The organism is Burkholderia sp. ABCPW 11, assembly GCF_001523445.1.
Lineage (GTDB): Bacteria > Pseudomonadota > Gammaproteobacteria > Burkholderiales > Burkholderiaceae > Burkholderia.
Window position 1 is genome coordinate 107,410 of the sequence record NZ_LOVM01000001.1, and the last position, 17,412, is coordinate 124,821.

13 protein-coding genes and 1 pseudogene are annotated in these 17,412 nt (G+C 62.3%); 2 read left to right on the forward strand and 12 right to left on the reverse strand.

Annotated elements, in window-relative coordinates; all coding sequences use genetic code 11:
* Positions 1-15: 15 nt before the first annotated feature.
* Entirely contained in the window at positions 16-867 is an 852-nt protein-coding gene (locus WS61_RS00530; protein WP_059498768.1) for a LysR substrate-binding domain-containing protein, read from the reverse strand.
* A gap of 111 nt (positions 868-978) precedes the next feature.
* On the opposite strand from WS61_RS00530, the gene WS61_RS00535 reads away from it, so the two are divergent.
* Positions 979-1,626: a LysE family translocator gene (locus tag WS61_RS00535; protein ID WP_059498818.1), complete on the forward strand. Its 648-nt coding sequence runs from the start codon at positions 979-981 to the stop codon at positions 1,624-1,626.
* Between the two features lie 60 nt (positions 1,627-1,686).
* Here the strand turns inward: WS61_RS00535 and sfnG are convergent, their stop codons facing one another.
* From sfnG to WS61_RS32300, 3 genes are all read right to left on the reverse strand, one after another.
* A complete protein-coding gene (gene sfnG, locus WS61_RS00540; protein ID WP_059498769.1) occupies positions 1,687-2,790 on the reverse strand; it encodes a dimethylsulfone monooxygenase SfnG in 1,104 nt (367 codons plus the stop codon).
* Between the two features lie 37 nt (positions 2,791-2,827).
* The gene (gene msuE / locus WS61_RS00545; RefSeq protein WP_059498770.1) at positions 2,828-3,388 is read right to left on the reverse strand and encodes an FMN reductase; all 561 of its coding nucleotides are present in this window, start codon (positions 3,386-3,388) and stop codon (positions 2,828-2,830) included.
* A gap of 184 nt (positions 3,389-3,572) precedes the next feature.
* Complete coding sequence (locus WS61_RS32300) at positions 3,573-3,875, reverse strand: hypothetical protein (RefSeq protein WP_257126023.1); 303 nt, start codon at positions 3,873-3,875, stop codon at positions 3,573-3,575.
* Here WS61_RS32300 and WS61_RS00550 point away from each other — a divergent pair.
* Positions 3,865-5,001, forward strand: a complete 1,137-nt coding sequence (locus tag WS61_RS00550) for a sigma-54-dependent Fis family transcriptional regulator (RefSeq protein ID WP_059498771.1) — start codon at positions 3,865-3,867, stop codon at positions 4,999-5,001. The two genes, WS61_RS32300 and WS61_RS00550, sit on opposite strands and share 11 nt — an antisense overlap.
* A 279-nt stretch (positions 5,002-5,280) precedes the next feature.
* On the opposite strand, the pseudogene WS61_RS32305 reads toward WS61_RS00550, so the two are convergent.
* The 8 genes and pseudogenes from WS61_RS32305 to WS61_RS00580 form a co-directional block, all read right to left on the reverse strand.
* A pseudogene (locus WS61_RS32305) lies at positions 5,281-5,418 on the reverse strand (IS5/IS1182 family transposase); the annotation flags it as partial.
* Positions 5,419-5,729: 311 nt separating this feature from the next.
* A complete protein-coding gene (locus tag WS61_RS00555) occupies positions 5,730-6,194 on the reverse strand; it encodes a hypothetical protein (RefSeq protein ID WP_059498772.1) in 465 nt (154 codons plus the stop codon).
* Between the two features lie 1,561 nt (positions 6,195-7,755).
* The gene (locus WS61_RS32320; protein WP_179949643.1) at positions 7,756-8,181 is read right to left on the reverse strand and encodes an NTF2 fold immunity protein; all 426 of its coding nucleotides are present in this window, start codon (positions 8,179-8,181) and stop codon (positions 7,756-7,758) included.
* 12 nt (positions 8,182-8,193) lie between these two features.
* On the reverse strand, positions 8,194-12,456 hold the full coding sequence (locus tag WS61_RS00560) for an RHS repeat-associated core domain-containing protein (RefSeq protein ID WP_059498773.1): 4,263 nt from the start codon (positions 12,454-12,456) through the stop codon (positions 8,194-8,196).
* A 21-nt stretch (positions 12,457-12,477) separates the two neighbouring features.
* Positions 12,478-12,936 carry a DUF1795 domain-containing protein gene (locus WS61_RS00565; RefSeq protein ID WP_006482386.1) on the reverse strand — a complete coding sequence of 153 codons (459 nt, stop codon included), beginning with the start codon at positions 12,934-12,936 and terminating at the stop codon, positions 12,478-12,480.
* 65 nt (positions 12,937-13,001) lie between these two features.
* Positions 13,002-13,445: a hypothetical protein gene (locus WS61_RS00570; protein ID WP_059498774.1), complete on the reverse strand. Its 444-nt coding sequence runs from the start codon at positions 13,443-13,445 to the stop codon at positions 13,002-13,004.
* Positions 13,446-13,488: 43 nt separating this feature from the next.
* Entirely contained in the window at positions 13,489-14,358 is an 870-nt protein-coding gene (locus tag WS61_RS00575; RefSeq protein ID WP_059498775.1) for an ankyrin repeat domain-containing protein, read from the reverse strand.
* Positions 14,358-17,357 carry a type VI secretion system Vgr family protein gene (locus WS61_RS00580; protein ID WP_059498776.1) on the reverse strand — a complete coding sequence of 1,000 codons (3,000 nt, stop codon included), beginning with the start codon at positions 17,355-17,357 and terminating at the stop codon, positions 14,358-14,360. The genes WS61_RS00575 and WS61_RS00580 overlap by 1 nt, the downstream gene beginning before the upstream one ends.
* Between the last annotated feature and the right edge of the window lie 55 nt (positions 17,358-17,412).

Genomic DNA, 17,412 nt, shown 5'->3' on the forward strand with positions numbered 1-17,412 from the left:
CCGGCGACGGGCCGGTCAGGTGCGCCATTCGCCGAGAATCTGCTCGGCGAGGTAGTCGCACGGCGGGCGCGCCGACTGCGCGCTGCGGGCGAGCACGACCTCGAGTTCGCCGAGCGACGGTAGCCCGTGGCTCTCCGTCAGCTGCAACAGGTGATCGGGCACGCAGCAGCGCGCGAGCGGCGCGACGGCGAGGCCGGCCTCGACCATGCTGAGCAGGCCGAGAAAGCTCGGGCTTTCGTATGACATCCGGTACGGAATCTTCCGCCGGTTCAGCGCCCTGACCGCGTGATCGCGGGCCATGCTGCCGCCGTGCGTAAAAAACGCCACCGGCAGCGGCCGCTCTTCCCACACGTCGCGTTTCGCCGAGCCGGCCCAGACGAGCGGCTCCATCCGGATCAGCTCGCCCGTCACGCCCTTGATTCGCGTGAGGCATGCGAGGTCGACCGTGTTGTCCTTCAGCATCGGCACGAGCGCGCTGCTCGGCTGGCCGATCACGCGCACTTCCACGCGCGGATGCATCGCGGCGAACTTGCCGAGCACCTGCGGCAGCAGCGACGAGATGTAGTCGTCGGGCACGCCGATCGTCACGCGGCCGCGCATCTCCGGACGCACGACCGACGCCCACGCCTCGTCGCGCATCGCGAGCATCCGGCGGCCGTAATCGGCGAGCATCCTGCCGTCGTCGGTCGCCGTCACGTTGCGCGTGTCGCGGATGAACAGCGGCTTGCCGAGCGCGTCTTCCAGCGTCTTGATCTGCATGCTCACCGCCGACGGCGACCGGTGCACGGCCTGCGCGCCCCGCGCGAACGATCCGGATTCCGCGACGGCCACCACCATCGCGAGCACATCGAGGTCGAGCTTCTTCATGTCGATTCAGAAAAACTGATCAATTGATTCAGTTTATCCCGTTTTACTGTTCACCTCCATCGCCGGACAATCGACGCCATCAGCACTCATTCGATGCAGGAAGCGGAAAACATGCACACGTCCGGATCGCTCTACGGGTTTCTCGTCATCGGCGGCATGCTCGCGATCACGCCGGGGCCGAACATGGTCTACGTGATGTCGCGCTCGATCGCGCAGGGGCGGGCGGCCGGGCTCACTTCGCTCGCCGGCGTGATGATCGGCTACCTGTTCTACATGTTCGCCGCCGCATTCGGCATCACGACGCTGTTCATGAGCGTGCCCTATGCAGGCAGCGTGCTGGGCGCGGTCGGGGCAACCTATCTGCTGTACCTCGCATGGCAGGCGGTGCGGCCCGGCGGCCGCTCGCCGTTCGAGGTGAAGGCGCTGCCCACCGAGCAACCGCTGCGGCTGCTCGCGATGGGCGCGACGACCAGCGTGCTGAACCCGAAGCTCGCGATGCTGTTCGTGTCGCTGCTGCCGCAGTTCATCGATTACGGGCAAGGCAGCGTGTTCGGCCAGTCGCTGTTTCTCGGCTCGCTGCTGATCGCCGCGTTCGCGTCCGCCAACGGGCTGGTGGCGCTCTGCTCGAGCGGCCTCGCGACGTTCCTGCACGGCCGCCCGACGCTGCTGCTCGCGCAGCGCTGGGCGATGGGCATCATCCTCGGCAGTCTCGGCGTGCAGATGGCGATCGAGGCATCGAGGCTGGCGGGCGTCGCGTGAACGTCACGCCGCCGCGCGGCCCTGCGCGATCGCAGGCCGCGCGCGTGCGTCGGACAGGCGTCACGCGGCAACGGCCTGCCGACGCGCCTCCAGTTCGCGCACGAGCGGCAGCACGCGCCGGCCGAAGTATTCCACTTCCTCGATGAAGTGCAGGAAGCCGGCCAGCACGAGATCGACGCCGATCGCCTTCAGCGCGACGATCCGCTCGGCGATCTGCTGCGGCGTGCCGATCAGGTTCGTGCGAAAGCCGTCGTTGTACTGCACGAGATCCTCGAACGTCGATTTCGCCCAGTTGCCCTCGCCTTCGGGCGAGGCCGTGCCGGCCTCCTTCACCGCATCGCCGAACGCGTGCACGGCTTCGACGTGTGCATGCCGGATGATGTCGTCGAGCACGGCCCGCGCTTCTTCCTCGGTGTCGCGCGCGATCACGAACGCATTGACGCCGATACGCACGCGATGGTCGTTCGCGGCCGCCTTCGCGCGAATGTCGTCGATCTGCGCCTTCAGGTTCTCCGGCGTATTGCCGTTCGTGAAATACCAGTCCGACACGCTCGCCGCGTTGTCGCGCGCCGCGCGCGAGCTGCCGCCCTGGAAGATTTCCGGATGCGGCTTCTGCACCGGCTTCGGGCTCAGCGTGTAATCGTTGAAGCGGTAGAAGTCGCCCTTGAACGTGAAGTTGTCCTGCGTCCAGATGCCCTTGAGCGCCTGGATGAATTCCTTCGAGCGCCGATAGCGTTCGTCGTGCTCGAGCCACGGCTCGCCGATCGCGGTGAATTCGCCCTTGAACCAGCCGCTCACGACGTTGATCGCGATGCGCCCGTTCGAGAGGTGATCGATCGTCGCGAGCTGCTTCGCAACCACGGCCGGATGCCACGGCCCCGGCAGGATCGCCGCGAGCACCTTGAGCTTGGTCGTCGCATGCAGCAGCGCCTGGCTGAACGACACCGATTCGTGCTGGTATTCGGCGCCGTAGCCGGCCGTGAAGCGGATCTGGCTCAGCGCATAGTCGAAGCCGGCCGCTTCGGCCGTGCGCGCGAGCTTCTGGTTGTATTCGAGGCTCCAGTCGGTGCGTTGCTCGATCGTGCTGACGACGAGGCCGCCGCTGACGTTCGGCACCCAGTACGCGAATTTGACGCCGTCGGCGGAAGGGTCGGGAAGGCTCATGAAAATGTCCTGGTCGAAGGGGAAACGAAAAAGCGGCTTACGCGGCCGCGTCGGAAAGCGCGTGCGGGCGCAGTTGCGGCACCGCGCGGTCGACGGCGAGCGCGATGCGCTCGCGCAATGCGGGGCTGGCGATCTGGTACCGGTCGAAATCGCCCTCGGACGCGTACACGCCGATCGGCAGCGTGCGCGCCTGGAAGAAGCTGAACAGCGGGCGCAGCTGGTGGTCGATCACGAGCGCATGACGCTCGCTGCCGCCGGTGGCCGCGAGCAACACCGGCACGTCGACGAGCGCGTCGTGGCGCACGAGGTCGAACAGATGCTTGAAGAGGCCCGTGTACGACGCGCGATACACCGGGCTCGCGACGACGAGCGCATCGGCCGTCTCGATCGCGCGGATCAGCGCATCGAGATCGGTCGGCACCTGCGCGCGCGTGAGCGCGCCGGCCAGCCGGCTGCCGATCTCGCCGAGTTCGATCCGCCGCGCGTCGATCGGCAGCGCGGCGCCGAGCGCCGTGACGATCGCGTCGGTCAGCGCCAGCGTGCGCGACGGCCGCTGCAGGCTGCCCGATATCGCGACGACGTTGAGGGGGTGGCTCATGCGATGCGTTCCCGTGGTGAAGCCGCGTGCAGGGCGGCGATACCGGTTCGGGTCAGCAAGGAGCGTGCCATTGGCGCGGATACGTGGAGGAAATTTCATCCGGATGACGAAGTTTTTCACTATCGCCTGCCGGAACTGGCGTTCCGCCAAATGCGCGATAGTGGCAAGCATCCCGACTCACGCGTCACATCGATATTCCGCACCACGATGAACCGTGCGCAGCGGATTTGCTGATGCACTGCTGATCAGGCAGCAACGCATCTCGCGCGCCAGCGTCGAATTCGATGCTTTGACGTCGTCGCACCGCCGCTCGTGCGCGCCATTGCAGGTTCCGCAGCAATCGCGCTTTGGTTATCAGAAATCGATGCTTTTCGCGCGCGGCGAAACGTTCAACACTCTGCTGACTACGCAGCAGCCAGACCGCGGCGCCCGCCGGCACGGGCCCGCTTTGCCCGGCCATCCAACGGTTCATCGCCATGACTTCCATTTCCGCATCGCCGCGCCCGCTCAACCTTCGCGTCGTCACCGCGTCCCGCGACCCGGCCGGACTTCAGCCCGCCGAGCACGCGGCGCCGGTGCTCACGTTGCCCGAACGTCACGCGCCGGCCCGCGCGCACGCGCTGGTGTTCGCCGATCCGCGTTCGCTCGCGCTGCTCGAACAGGTTCGCCGCGTCGCGCCGAGCGACGCGAACGTGCTGATCGTCGGCGAGACGGGCACCGGCAAGGAGCTGATCGCGCGCCACGTGCACGCGCTCGGCGCGCGTCGCGACGGGCCGTTCGTCGCGGTGAACTGCGGCGCCTTCTCCGAAACGCTCGTCGACAGCGAACTGTTCGGTCACGAGAAAGGCGCGTTTACGGGCGCGTTCAGCGCGAAGCCCGGCTGGTTCGAAGCCGCGCACGGCGGCACGCTGTTTCTCGACGAAATCGGCGACCTGCCGCTCGCGATGCAGGTGAAGCTGCTGCGCGTGCTGCAGGAGCGCGAGGTCGTGCGGCTCGGTTCGCGCACGGGCATTCCGGTCGACGTACGGGTGGTCGCGGCCACCAACGTCGACCTGCAGCAGGCGGTCGCGGCCGGGCGGTTTCGCGGCGACCTGTTCTACCGGCTCAACGTCGTGCAGCTCGCGGTCCCGCCATTGCGCGACCGCCCGGGCGACATCCTGCCGCTCGCGCGCCACTTCTTCGACATTTACCGCGACCGGCTCGGCGGCGGGCCGCGCCGCATCGATGCGCGCGCCGAGCGCCGGCTCGAGGCACACGGCTGGCCCGGCAATATCCGCGAACTCGAGAACGTGATCCATCACGCGCTGCTGGTGAGCCGCCACGATGCGCTGCAGGACACCGACCTGCACATCGCGCCGCCGTGCCTGCCGACCGTTTCCGCGCCGGCAGCCGATTCGTCCGCCGACGCGCAGGCAGCGCTCGAACACGCGCTGCGCGACCTGTTCGACGGCGGGCACGGCAACCTGTTCGAACGTATCGAGGACACGGTAATGCGTGTCGCGTTCGAATTCAGTCACCGCAACCAGATCCGGGCCGCGCAGTTGCTCGACATCAGCCGCAACGTGCTGCGTGCGCGGCTGATTCGCGCGAAGGCGATCTCCGCGCTGAAATAGCGGCGCCAGCGCGCGCCGCCGTTCCGCTCCGGCGCCATGGCATCGCGATCCATGTCGCAACGTCCGAACCTGATGTATCGTGGCGCGAAGCGTACGCTTCGTTGCCCGATCCGCGCCGGTCGCCCGCCATGCGGGTGCATCGTGTCATGGAATCGCCACGAGTTCCACTGAAAAAAAATGTTTCCCGGGAGGATTCGCCCCTGTGCAACCCAGTAGCACCGCGATGTGCTGTTGAGCGTATTGTGGCCGGATTTGGGCGCGCTTGGCACTAGGGTCTGTTCACATTCTCACCAGCGGGCCAAAGGCACAGGCAAGCGAGGCGAAGGCGAGATAGTTGCCGGAAAGCTTGTCGTAGCGAGTGGCGACACGACGAAAATGTTTGATGCGATTGAAAAAGCGTTCCAGATGTTCCCGGTCCGATAAAGCACGCGGTGCGCGTTACGCCGCTGCCCACTTTGACATTCAGTCGATTTAGGAGATTCCACCGGTGAGCCAGTTCGTTCAAGTTGCACCGGGTGTCGTGTTCTCGTCCGACGTTCTGAGTACCGAGTGGACGCGCAAGCATTGCGGGGACGACGGCAATGCGGAGCGCCACGCGAATGCTCGATCCGCGATCCCGGGTAGCGCGCCGGTGGAGGAAAGCGACCACGCAGATCGCGTAAGCACACTGGGCCAAATGTCGTTGTTGTAGACCGCCGCGGATGGCGGCCACCTAGAACTGCACGTGCTCATTGTTCGATCGGCGGCTCGATCTCACCGCATTCGCCGAAAAGGTTCCGCTGCCCTGGCAGTGGCGTCGGCGGCCGACCTGCGGCGCGCGGCCGCATATGCCCTGCTCGCTTCAACGCGCGCGTGATAGCCTGCAACTGCTCCCACAGTTGATCGGCGTCGGCGCTCGACAACGTGTCGGCCGCCACCTCTAGCGCGCTGACAAGCGTCTCGAGCTGCCCCGCAGCGCAAGCAAGTACCGGACGCGCCTGCGTGCGTGCCTGGCTTTCCCGATAGACCGCGAGCCAGCGTGAGAGCGCTTTGCGCTCGTCGCGGGTCATCGCGTCTAGTATCGCGGAAGGAACCGGTTCATTGGCACGAAACGTTCCGATCACCTGTTCGCGTCGGCGCGTCCTAGCGGACGACTGCTTAGATGGATCGACGCGCAGCACCTTGATAAGGCGCCCCTGTTCTCGAATAAGCATCGCTCGTCTCTGATTTCATACGATCACACCCAAGCGTAACAAAACCGAACGTCATGAGCGATTGGCCGACGGCTCATATCCCATCGCGTCGTTGGTTGCCAAACACGCTCTCAATGAGCGGAAGCGCGCCGGCGCGCAGCTCAATTAGTTGAAGAAATTACTTCCCGACCGCTTCATGTCGTCGTCTGCGGCGAGTCCTTTCGGTTGTCGTGATGCTAATGAAATAACATCGAGCACACCAGTGGCCACGTCTAATCGTATTCGGTGTAGCGGGCCATCGATGGCCCAGGGCGCATTCCCACTCAAGTCTGGTCGCACTATTCACATAGGTCGTCGAGACACACTTGCCACCACGCCCGAGCGCAATGCTTTTCATCAACTCGAGCCCAAGCTTGGACCGGTCGCGGCTACACACTGGGCACCAGTGTCCCCGAACAACTGCCCCAGGAGCAGCCTCCCAGCGATGCCCGTGCTCGCACTCCCATTTCAGGGGTGTCGCCGCGTTTCGGTATGTTTCGGACAAGCACCGACCGCCCAGCTGCGTCGCCCGCTGGCGCATGTGCTCGATCCCAAAGCGCATCGGGTCCCGCTGACACTCCGGGCACCAAGCACCACGAAAGGTTCTCGCGCCTTGTGTTTCCCACTCGTGATCAGCACCACATCGGAACCTGTCGTAGGCTTTGCTGCCCTCGTAGACCTTCGAGAGACAAAGCCCACCATGACTCTTCGCTCGTTCACGTAACCTCGCGAGGCCGTCCTTGTGACGATATGCGTGCACCTTCTCTCGGTCCGCGCAAATGCGGCACCAGGCGCCCCGCACGATCTCACTACCGGAAGTCTCCCATTCGTGCCCAGCAGCACATCGGAAACGATAGCGCCCTGTCAGTTTCGTGTAGCCGGTCGACAAACACTTGCCGCCTCCCGCTTTTGCCGCGGCTCGCATGCGCGTCATCCCATCGGGATGGGCCATGCGCTTCGAATGTTGCGCCCTCGCGCAGACCACGCACCAAGAGCCTTTTCGCAGATTCTCGGCGGTCTTCTCGAAAGCGTGCCCTGCCTTACAGAGAAACTGGAGTGGCGTGCCGCGGCCCGCATACTGCACCGAAAGACAGCGGCCGCCCGCCTGGCGCGCGAGTTGATGGATCTGACGAAGCACCTCGTCAACACGACACGCCGGACACTGGACCATCGTGTAGAACAGATAGGAGCCGCATCGACTTGATTCGTGTCCCTTGCGACATCGAAATCGATACTGCGCGTGCCAACCTTTCCATTCTGATTCCAGCAACTTCAGTCCGTATGGACGAAGTGCCTCTCGCATTCGCTTCAACTGATCGAATGACAACGTCGCTGCTCCGCTAAATACCTTTCGTCAGCCTACTCGTGCATACGGGACAGGAAACCGACAAGCCCCAACTAACGAGTCTCACAAGGCAACCTCATCGAACCAATTAAAGCGCAACAAACCTACACAAACAGTTCATTGTTCAAATTTCACGCGCATCAGAATAGATGCCGGATTTAACAACGCCAGACCAGAGCAAAAGGTTGAGCCACGTTGTTAGAGAACTGAACGCTGCCATTTATCTTTAAAATTAAGGAACTCCTTTTTCTTCACCATCCATTTACCCGCCTTTTCCTTCATAGTGAATCGGGATATCGTCAACATTCCCAATGTCTGGCGAATGGTGAAAACCACCTCTCCGTCTGTGGATTCGACGCTATCTTCAACATCAGTTTCAGGATCGTATGTCGGCGGATCCGAACAACCCAAGTCAATTAAGCGACCTTGGTTTGTTTTTTCTTGGAACGCCCATTTCTCTAAAATAGCAGAAAGATCTTTCCGTGCACGGTCATCAATACCAGAAACATCGCCACCGCTTTTCAGAGCACCATGCTTTTTCTCGTAAAAATCCTTTTCCCATTGATTCATCTCCAACATAAATGATCGCAACGCCGCTCGTGCTTGCTCAACATTATCATCCATCATCTAAAACCTTTAATTATTGAAAATACTACCCATAATCTTCTGCCCATTCTGGAATACGTCATAGATTATTTGCGTAGGCCGAGTGCCACCGTTACCGTAGACGAATTGGATGTCAACATCAGCCGAGCCAGCCCTCTTCACATAAGCTGCGACCCGTCCCTCGAAATCCCTGAACAAACCACGGTTGATGCCTAGCAACTGAGGGAAGACACCGTCCTTTCCACCACTCCCGCCGAGAAGTTTTCCTAGAATGTGGCCCGCATCGTCAGTTGGATACCCCAATAATCTCGCCCACGCTCGAGACGACGCATTCGTCGCGGTTCCGGTGCCGAGGTCCGCAGCCGTGATCGTCGCGGTTGCACGAAGTGGCTGACCGGCGGCCCCACGCGAAACAGAAGGTGTAACACACCATCCCCACGGATCAATCCATCCGGTTGGATTGGGCGCATACGCGTACAGATTATCACCACCCAACAAGCCGATCGGATCTTGGTTGATGAACCGCCCTACGTCCGGATCATAGTATCGAAACGTGTTGTAGTGGAGGCCAGTGCTATCGTCGGCATATTGCCCTGCATAGCGCAACGGCTGATCGGTGCGCGCGACCGTCACTTGCCGGCCGCCTGGTTCGACCTTACCCCAAGCCGCATATTGGCCGGTCCACGCTAGCTCCCCCGCCTCGTCGGTCACTTCGAGCGGCGCCCCCACGAGATCGGTATGGAAGTAGTAGATCCGCGCAGCACGCTTGGCCGTGTCGATTGCCGCTGCAGCCAACGCCTCTGCAAGTACCGCGTCGACGCGCGCCACTGGCGAGTAAGGTGCGTCTGGACTGTACACATAGCTGCTCACACCAGTCTCGCGGACCTCCTGAGCCAGTCGCGCCCCCTCCCAAACAAACCGTTTCGTCTCGGACCGTTGCTTCGCGCCGCGCACATCGAAAGTGGTATCGGTTTTCGCGACGCGCCGACCGAGCGGATCGTAGGCAAAATGAGTTTCGACGACGCCACGCACGTCCTGCGTTCGGACCAGAATCAGCCGGTCCTGCCCGTCATACGTGAAGCGCTGCGTCCGGTTCGCCCCGCGAAACTTTGCCGCCAGATTGCCGAACGCGTCGTATTCAAAGCGCAGGTCCTGCCACATGCGCAGCCGATTGCCTTCGACGTACCCACGACTTCGCCGCTGCGCTTCGTCGAGCAGATTTCCGGCGGCGTCCCAAGCAAATTCCTCCAGCTGCCGGTCCACGGTGTTTGCGCGGCGAGTCAGTTGCCCAGCCGGATCGTAGTTGTACTGCGTGTTGCCGCGTAGGCTGTCGCTCATCTCGATCAACTCGCCAGCGGCATCGTATCCGTAGTTTCGCCACAACTGACCGCGCCCGCGTCCCAACGCTTCAGGTTGGAGGCCAGACGACTGCCAGACCTTACGACCGAGCGGATCATAGGCGGAGCGTTGAGTCAGCCGCCCCTGTGTACGCGTGATCTCACGATGCAAGTCGTCACGCTCGAAGTCGCTCACCACCTGATCGCCGCAGCGGATCTGGTGCACGTGCCCAGAGCCGTAACGCAACATCTGCAACGTCTGGTTGTGAGGCAACTCGAGCGCCATCACGTTATCGAGTGCATCGAGCGCATATTCGACCCTGCCATTCGCCCCATGCTCGGCAACCAGTCGACCGGCTTTGTCGTATTCGAAGTTCACAACGTCCGGCGAGATCCCAAGTGCTATGCCGGCTGACGTCGGCGTCCGCTCTACCCTCACTAACTGGTCGCCCTTGTTGTACTCGAAGCGCGTGACTTCGGTCGGCGAATATTGCACCTTCACATTTCCCATCCGGTCACGTTCCAATCGGATGGTTCGAATCGGACGATCTTGCGCCGAGCGGCCTTCCGGCGCACCAACAAAGTCTACAGCCAACAATTCACCAGCTTCCCCATACTCAAACCGCCGCTGCACGCCATCCGGACGTGTCTCGGTCAACAGGCGGCCGCCTGCGCTATACGTGAATGTGTAGTGGGCGTGGCCCTGTCGGAGCTCGCGAAGCCGTCCTTGTGCATCGTAGCGATAGCAAAGCCGCCTTCCGGCGGGATCGATCGTCTCGATTAGCTGCCCTCGAGTATTCCGCAGCAATTGCTGGACGTGTCCGCCACGGTCGACGTGTCTGACCATCAATCCTGCCGCATCGTGCTCGAATGTCTCCGCGCTGCCGTCTGGATACCTAATCTGGCGCGGCTCCCCGGTGGCGCGCAGATCATACGAGATGCGTTGCCCCAGTGCATTCTCGCGCGCGAGCGGCAGGCCGAACGCATCGAAAATCGTCCGCGTCGTTTTGCCGGAACAGTCCGTGTAGCGGACCAGCTCGCCGAGGCCGTTCCATTCCAGCGTCGAACGGCCGCCACGCGCGTCGACGTGCGCGATCGGCAGCGCGGTCAGCCCTTTGGGATATTCGTAGCGATTTTCCCGACCAAGCGGATCCTGACTCAACAGCAGCCGGCCCTGCGGATCGTATTCCGCGCGCCAGGCACCGCCGTCAGCCCCGACAACCTCCACGGGCCGCATGCTGTTGCCGTCATAGCGAGTCCGAGTCGTACGGCCCAGCGGATCGGTCTCGGCGACGATCCGGCCCGCGTTGTCGTACTCGAACTCGACCGTGCGCTCACCCGGCAGCATCAGCATCACCGGCATGCCAGCGTCGTTGTACTTGATCCGGTAGAGTCCGCCGTCGAAGTCGGTGTACTCGACAATCTGAAACTGTGCGTCGAAGCGCCAGTGCGCGGTGCGGCCATCGGCGTATCGAACGCGGGTTTGACGGCCTTCGATGTCGTATTCGAGCGTCGCGTCCTCGCCTTCGCTGGTGCGTGTCGCGACTACCCGCGGCTGGCCTTCTATCGTCGACCACACGTAACTCGACGTGAAACCCAGTGCGTTCACATGACTCGCCATCAGGCCGTTGGTATATGCGAACTGGCGCACGACCGCCCCATTTGCGTCAGTCACCGACGCCAGCTGGCCGTTCTCATCGTATCCGTAAGCGACGGCCAGCCGGCGCTCATTGCCATGAACGAGCGTGACCGCGCTAAGCCGTCCGTGTTCCTGCTCGTAATCGAGCACGGCATTCAATCCGCCGCACGTCAGAATCTCGGTGACGCGGCCGCGGCTGTCGCGCTCGAACTGGCACCACTGCCCAGCCTGATCCTCGATGCGGCGCACCCATGCGATACGGCCGGAGTCCGGATCGTATCGGCCGAAGTCGTAATACGTCTCGCCAATGTCATGCAGAATGTAACGTCCATCCGGCGTACAGGTCAGATATTGCTGCTCGGCTTCGCTGAAGGCAGCTTGCCCAGCCCTCAGCAGCGGAAACCCGCTCTCGCGTCCTTGTGTGTCAGTCAACCAGAGGCGCCCGTCACGAGCATGCAGACGGCGCTCCCACGGCAGCACCCACCCGCGGCCGAGCGTTCCCGCATAGTCAATACTGCTTGAATAAAATCGTTCGACCGAAACCGGCATCGGGCTCGGGATCACGAAGTCCGTTTCCGACTCGGCCTGCAGGATCTTCCGCCCGGTCGTCACGTCGACCGGGTTACCAAACATTCCGCCTATCGCCTTGTTTATCGCAGGGCCGGCGACGTAGCGCCCAAAGGCTTCTCCAAGAACAAACCCGCCGATGAACTTTGCGGCGCACGGTAGAACCGCGCGTGACAAGCCGCCAGCTGCCTTCAAGAGTCCGCCAAGCCCCCCGACCAGCCCCGCCAGCGCAAACGCCCAGTCGGTCGCGGTCCGTAACCAAGGCGGCACTTCGTCATCAACCGGTAGGTATGTCTGCGTGCCACCGTGAAAGAACGTGTCGTGCGAACCGTCACCGATCGTCGCGCCGCAGGTAATCTTGTCGTCCTTGCGCGCCGCAGGCCGCCCGTTGATGAAGATATTCGTCGATCCTTGCGCGACAAGCGGAATGGGATTGTGCTTGCTGCAGGCCACGCCGCTCAGCGTCGCATAGGCCGCCGAAAGGGAGTTGACGTAGACGTCCGGCGAACCAGTAATGATGTTGCCGGATTGCGAGCTGAACATCTTGCCAATCGACTCGCCTATTGATAGGAGAGCCTGCGCTCCGATACCGGCCATCATGCCCGCCAGCAACGCCACGCCGAATCCACATGTGAAAGTGGCGAAGGCGACTGCGGCGATCAGGGCAATGCCCAGCACGGCGCCGACCAGAAAGCCCGCCAGCGCGCTGGTGTGATCGATTGGATCGGTGACTCGTGCGGCTTCGTACACGATGATTGTCCTTTGCTGTTGTTATGCCGACTCTTGTTCTGCAGGACGGTAGCCGTCGAGCCAGTTGCGCCACAATGCATCGAGCGTTTCGCCGAAGCTCTTCGCGCTCGACGCGGTAAAGATCAGCACGCGTCCTGGGGCAACGATGAATGCGCCTTGCCGTTGAAAAACGGTCTTCGGACCGTTCCTATAGGCGGCGTCGATACGCTCCCCAGGCATTCCATCAGTTTCAGGCCCAAGCCGTTCAGCCTGGCGCGAAAGCACCCGATGTCCCTGCAACCTCGATTTGAGCAGCGCGATCTGCCGATCGATATACGGCGCAAGGGTCTCTCCGTCCTTCAGCCAGTCGCGTGCGACACTGAGGTTCGGCTGTGCGGCTGTATCGGCCGGCACGAACAGGTTGGTCGTGCGATCCTCGAAACCGTTCGGCAGAACGATGCTGCCTTCGTGAATCCGGATACGGTTTTCGGAATCCGTCATGCTGGTTCTCTCGTGATGTGTAGTTGTTGGAATGAGTGGAAATAAGCGCCCACTCGCGCCACCACTCATTTTCCTTGCAGCGCGACCGCGCTTTCCCGGCGCAAGTGCAAGCTGCCCGCTAGCAATACGACATGTGCGACGAGCCACGCGTAAAACGCAACGCCGTAGCCGGATATCGGCGTCGCATCTGCTTCGTTGAAGTACCACTTCGTCGTGAGCAGTGAACAGAGCGCACACGCGAGCGCAGCGGCAGAAAGCTGGCTCGCGCGGGTATATCGGCTCCGAGCGAGCTGGACGGCCGCGGCAACGTAGAGCGGATTGGCCAGCCATGCTGGATTGAGCATGAACAGTCCCCACCAGCCCTGGGCCAGAACCGACAGCCCACTGAGCGACGCTTCCTTTTCGAAATGCATCGCAGGCAAAGTCAGCGAGAGGAGGTACAGCGCCCCGGATACGCCGAGAACCGTCTCTCGCCTGATACGCGGCGTCGAATCAAAAGCGTTCATCATTTCCCGAATCCATTGGACGTCGCTACAGCCATCACGCGTGCGTTCAATCCGTCTGGCCGGCCGGCGTCACAACCTTCTCGCCGCGAGCGCGCATCGCTGCGCGTTGCGCCTTCGGATCGAGCGGCGGCCACGGCGCGCCGGCCGTTACGATCTTGCGGCGAATCTCTTCGATGCGCGCACGCGCCGGCGAATCCGAGGTCGTATGATTCTTCAACTCGTTCTGCAGCACCCAGCCGTACGACACGCCGAGCTGGCTGGCAATCTTTGGATCCGCGCCGTGCGAGAGCAAGTAGTCGACGACATCCCACTGCTGAATCATCGTCGCCTCGAAGAGTGCCGTCTTTCCGAGCGAATCGCGAGCATTCACGTTCGCCTTGTGCTCGATCAGCAGCTTCAGCTGAGGCAGCAGCCGGTTCTCTGCAACCGCGAAGATCATCGGTGTGTCGCCGTTGTACTGCCAGTTGGGATCGAGCCCGCTGTTCAACAACACGCGCAGAAGGTTGGGCGTATCGGCCCGCAATGCGACGTCGACCACCGATCCGCCGCTGGCACCGACCGGCGCCTTGGGGTCCGCGCCGTTCTTCACGAGCACCGAGATGATCTGGTAGCGCGGATTGGACGCGTCATTCTTGACCGGAACGATTTCCTGCACGGCATACGACAGCAGCGTCGTATTCTTCGCGCCCGGCGCATTCAGATCTGTCTTCGGCGCGAGCTGCTGGACGCGGCTGAGATCGCCGTCATGAATGGCCTGCGCCAACGTGAGTTGCTGCCCCGAAAAGAAATCTTCAGGTGCGTATCGCTTGAAGCCAGTCATGTTCGTCCCTTGGGCTTGAGTGGGCCACCAGAGCGGCGAGGACACTCCAACGAGTGCAGCAATCGCGCCGGCGGTTATCGCTTTTTTATATCGCATCAGTGAGATGAATTCAGTTGGGAGACCAGGTCGAGTTGATCTTTCGCGACCTGCTGGTTGATCCCGTTCGTCACGTCACCCATCAGGTGACGGCCGACCGTGGTCACACTCTCACCGTCGAGCGTGACGGGGCTGCCAACCGCCTTGGGCATCAGCGCCGCCGTACCGTCGCTGATCGGCCCGAGCCGGCCTTCCTGCAGGCCGGTCAGGATATCGCCGTCGACGCGGTAGGCCGTGATGTTGGCCGGCTGGGCGGTCCCGCCGTATTGCGCGACGGTCTCCGGATTGAGGCCAGCCGCATTGAAGGTCACAGCCGAACCGCCGCTGGCCTCGGCTGCAGCGGACGCCAGGCCACCGCCGAGCGAATGCCCGGTGAAATCGACGCCGGCCGACGCGCCCGTGGTCTCGATGTTCTTGCCGATCGTGACCGCATTGCGGTAATACGGCGCATCGGCGCCGAGCCCCTGCGCCATATTGTTGCTCATGTCTTCGCCGAAGAGCTGCTGTGTCCCCTTGAACGCGACCGTCGGCTTCATGCTGTCGCCGAAGACATTCGGATCCGGGATGTACATCTGCGATCCGAAGTTACTACCGCTTTTCTCGAAGTCGCTCGGCTTGAGCCCAAAAGCCTTCAACGCTTCCGGATCGTTGGTCGCCATCTTCCACCCGGTCGGCGGCGGATCGTTCGGGTGATACACGTGATCCGCGAGTTTCGCGAGTTGCTGCGCCTTCAGCGAACTCGCCAGCTTGGCCGCCGCCGCGCGCGTCGCCGGATCGGGGCTCGCCAGCCCCTTCGCGATCGTCGCCTGCTCCGCCGCCCACTCGAGCGCGAGCGCCTGTTCCGCGGACTGCGCACTGCCGCGATTCAGATGGATGACCGGCCCGTCGAGATAGATGCCGTTCGCGTTGATGACGATCGTTGACGGACCGAAGGTCAGCTTGATGCTGTCCGGCGTCATCGTCACGACGCCATCGCCAACACGATGCTCGATGCCGTCGCTCGCCTGATGGCTTTGCATTCCGGGCCCGGCCTTGCTCGCGATGGCCTTGGTATTGATCACGTTCGCCGTCGTGTCGCGAGTCAGCGCAATGGTTTCCTTCAATCCACCCTGCGCGATCTGCTTCGTCTCGCTGCCCTTGAGCAGCGACACCGTGCGTCCGCCGGCTTCGACCGTATGCGTCTCCGAATCCTTGATGACCGTGTTCATGTCCTTCTGCGCGTGCAGAAAGACCTCTTGCGCGCCGTTCACGTCGGAGAACCGCAGTTCGTTAGAGCCGGTGCCCTTGTGCGTCTGGCTCTTGATCCCCATCGTCTGCCCGGCAGCCCCGTGATAAGGGTTGCCCTGCTCGCCGTTGTAGACGCGGCCCACGATGACCGGATTGTCGGGGTCCCCTTGATTAAACGCGACCAAGACTTCCTGATTGATCCGTGGGATGGCGGCCGCCCCCCACCCGTCGCCCGCCCAAGGTTGGGACACACGGATCCACATCGAATCCGATCCGTCCAACTTGCCGCGACGGTCCCACAGGAAGTGCACCTTCACGGCACTGCCGTTCGTGTGAATTTCTTCGCCCTTTGGGCCGACCACAATAGCCGACTGCGTGCCGTGAATGACGGGCTTTGGGGTATTCCTGGCCGAACGATACGGAAACTTCTTCGGGAGCAGAGAAAATGTGTTGCGGTACGGAAGTTTTGCGTTGTGTTCCGTGTAGTCGTTCACGGCCTCGTGACGAACGTGCAGGATGGCGTATTCCTGATTGTTGGCCATGACCGGATGGTTCGTCACCGTCACGCTGCCCGCAGTTGTCATCCGCCACGCGTAGCCGCTACCCGTATAGCGATGTGCACTCGCCTCTTCGGCCTGCATCGCGATGCGGGCGTAACGGTCGCCGTCATCGCCGTGGTCGAACAACGACTGGTGTTCGAACCGCTCCGTCGTCTCGAGACCCGCATGGCGGAGATTCTCCGGCTCGGCCTGCGCCAGCATCAGCGGCGACGAGGGGTTCTGGTGATTGAAGTCGCGAAAAGCGATCTTGCCGACACCGAAACGCCGGCCTTCATGCAACTGGTCGATACCGTTGTCTTCACTCGCCGCGCTGGCGGCATAAGGCAAGTTGGCCAGCCCGTCGATCGGGCGAAAAACGAAATTCGTATCGCCGATGACGAGGAAGTGCTTTTCCTTCTCGTAGCGGTGCGTCCAGATCAGGCCTTCCTGCTCCATCAGACGCGCACAGAAGTTGTAATAGGACTCTTGGTACATCACGATGTATTCGAGCGGCTTCTGCGCGGTCCGGATGTCGAACTCGAAATCGGTGAACCCGTGATCCTGGAAAATCTCGGTGAGGATGTCCTGAGCGGTCTTGTTCTGGAAAATCCGGCAGTCGGTCGAACGCGTCAGAAACCAGAACCACGGCGCCACCGTCATTTGATATTGCGTCACCTTGCCCGGGTTGCCCGCCCGGTCGAACGATGTGACGTATCCGTCGAAGTAGCGAATGCTGTCGGCCCCGCCTGACGAGACGATGCGCTCGAGCGTGGATTGCCGGGCGCTTTGGTCGAATCGAATCTTGATCGGTTGCCCGATCAGCTGATCTGGCACCAGATCATGTTGGTGCGACAGCAAATCGAGGTGGATTTCCGGCAATCGATTGACGTGTTCATCAATGACCGCGGTGCTGACCAGCAGCACGTCCGGACCAAGCGGCGAGTCAATGGTCACGTATCGATTTAGCTGAGTCAGTCGAGCAACGCCGCCAGCCGCATTGTTGAGCGCGTCCGCAATCGCGGCCGGCGTTTTGTTCATTAGCGAGAAGCCGGTCTGCGCAAGTTGAACCGCGCGTTGCACGGTGTCGATATGACTCGCGACGCCGGCGAGCGGGCCAATCTGGCCCGCCACCGTGGATGCGATCGGCCCGGCAAGGCCGCCAAGCGCGCTCAGCGAGCCCAACAGATTCCCGCCGGAGCCAGCCGGAATGCCGCCATTCGGGGCGAAACTCATTTGAATTCCCTTTATTTTCGTCTCAGGTTCTGTCCCCAATTGGCTCACCAGCTTG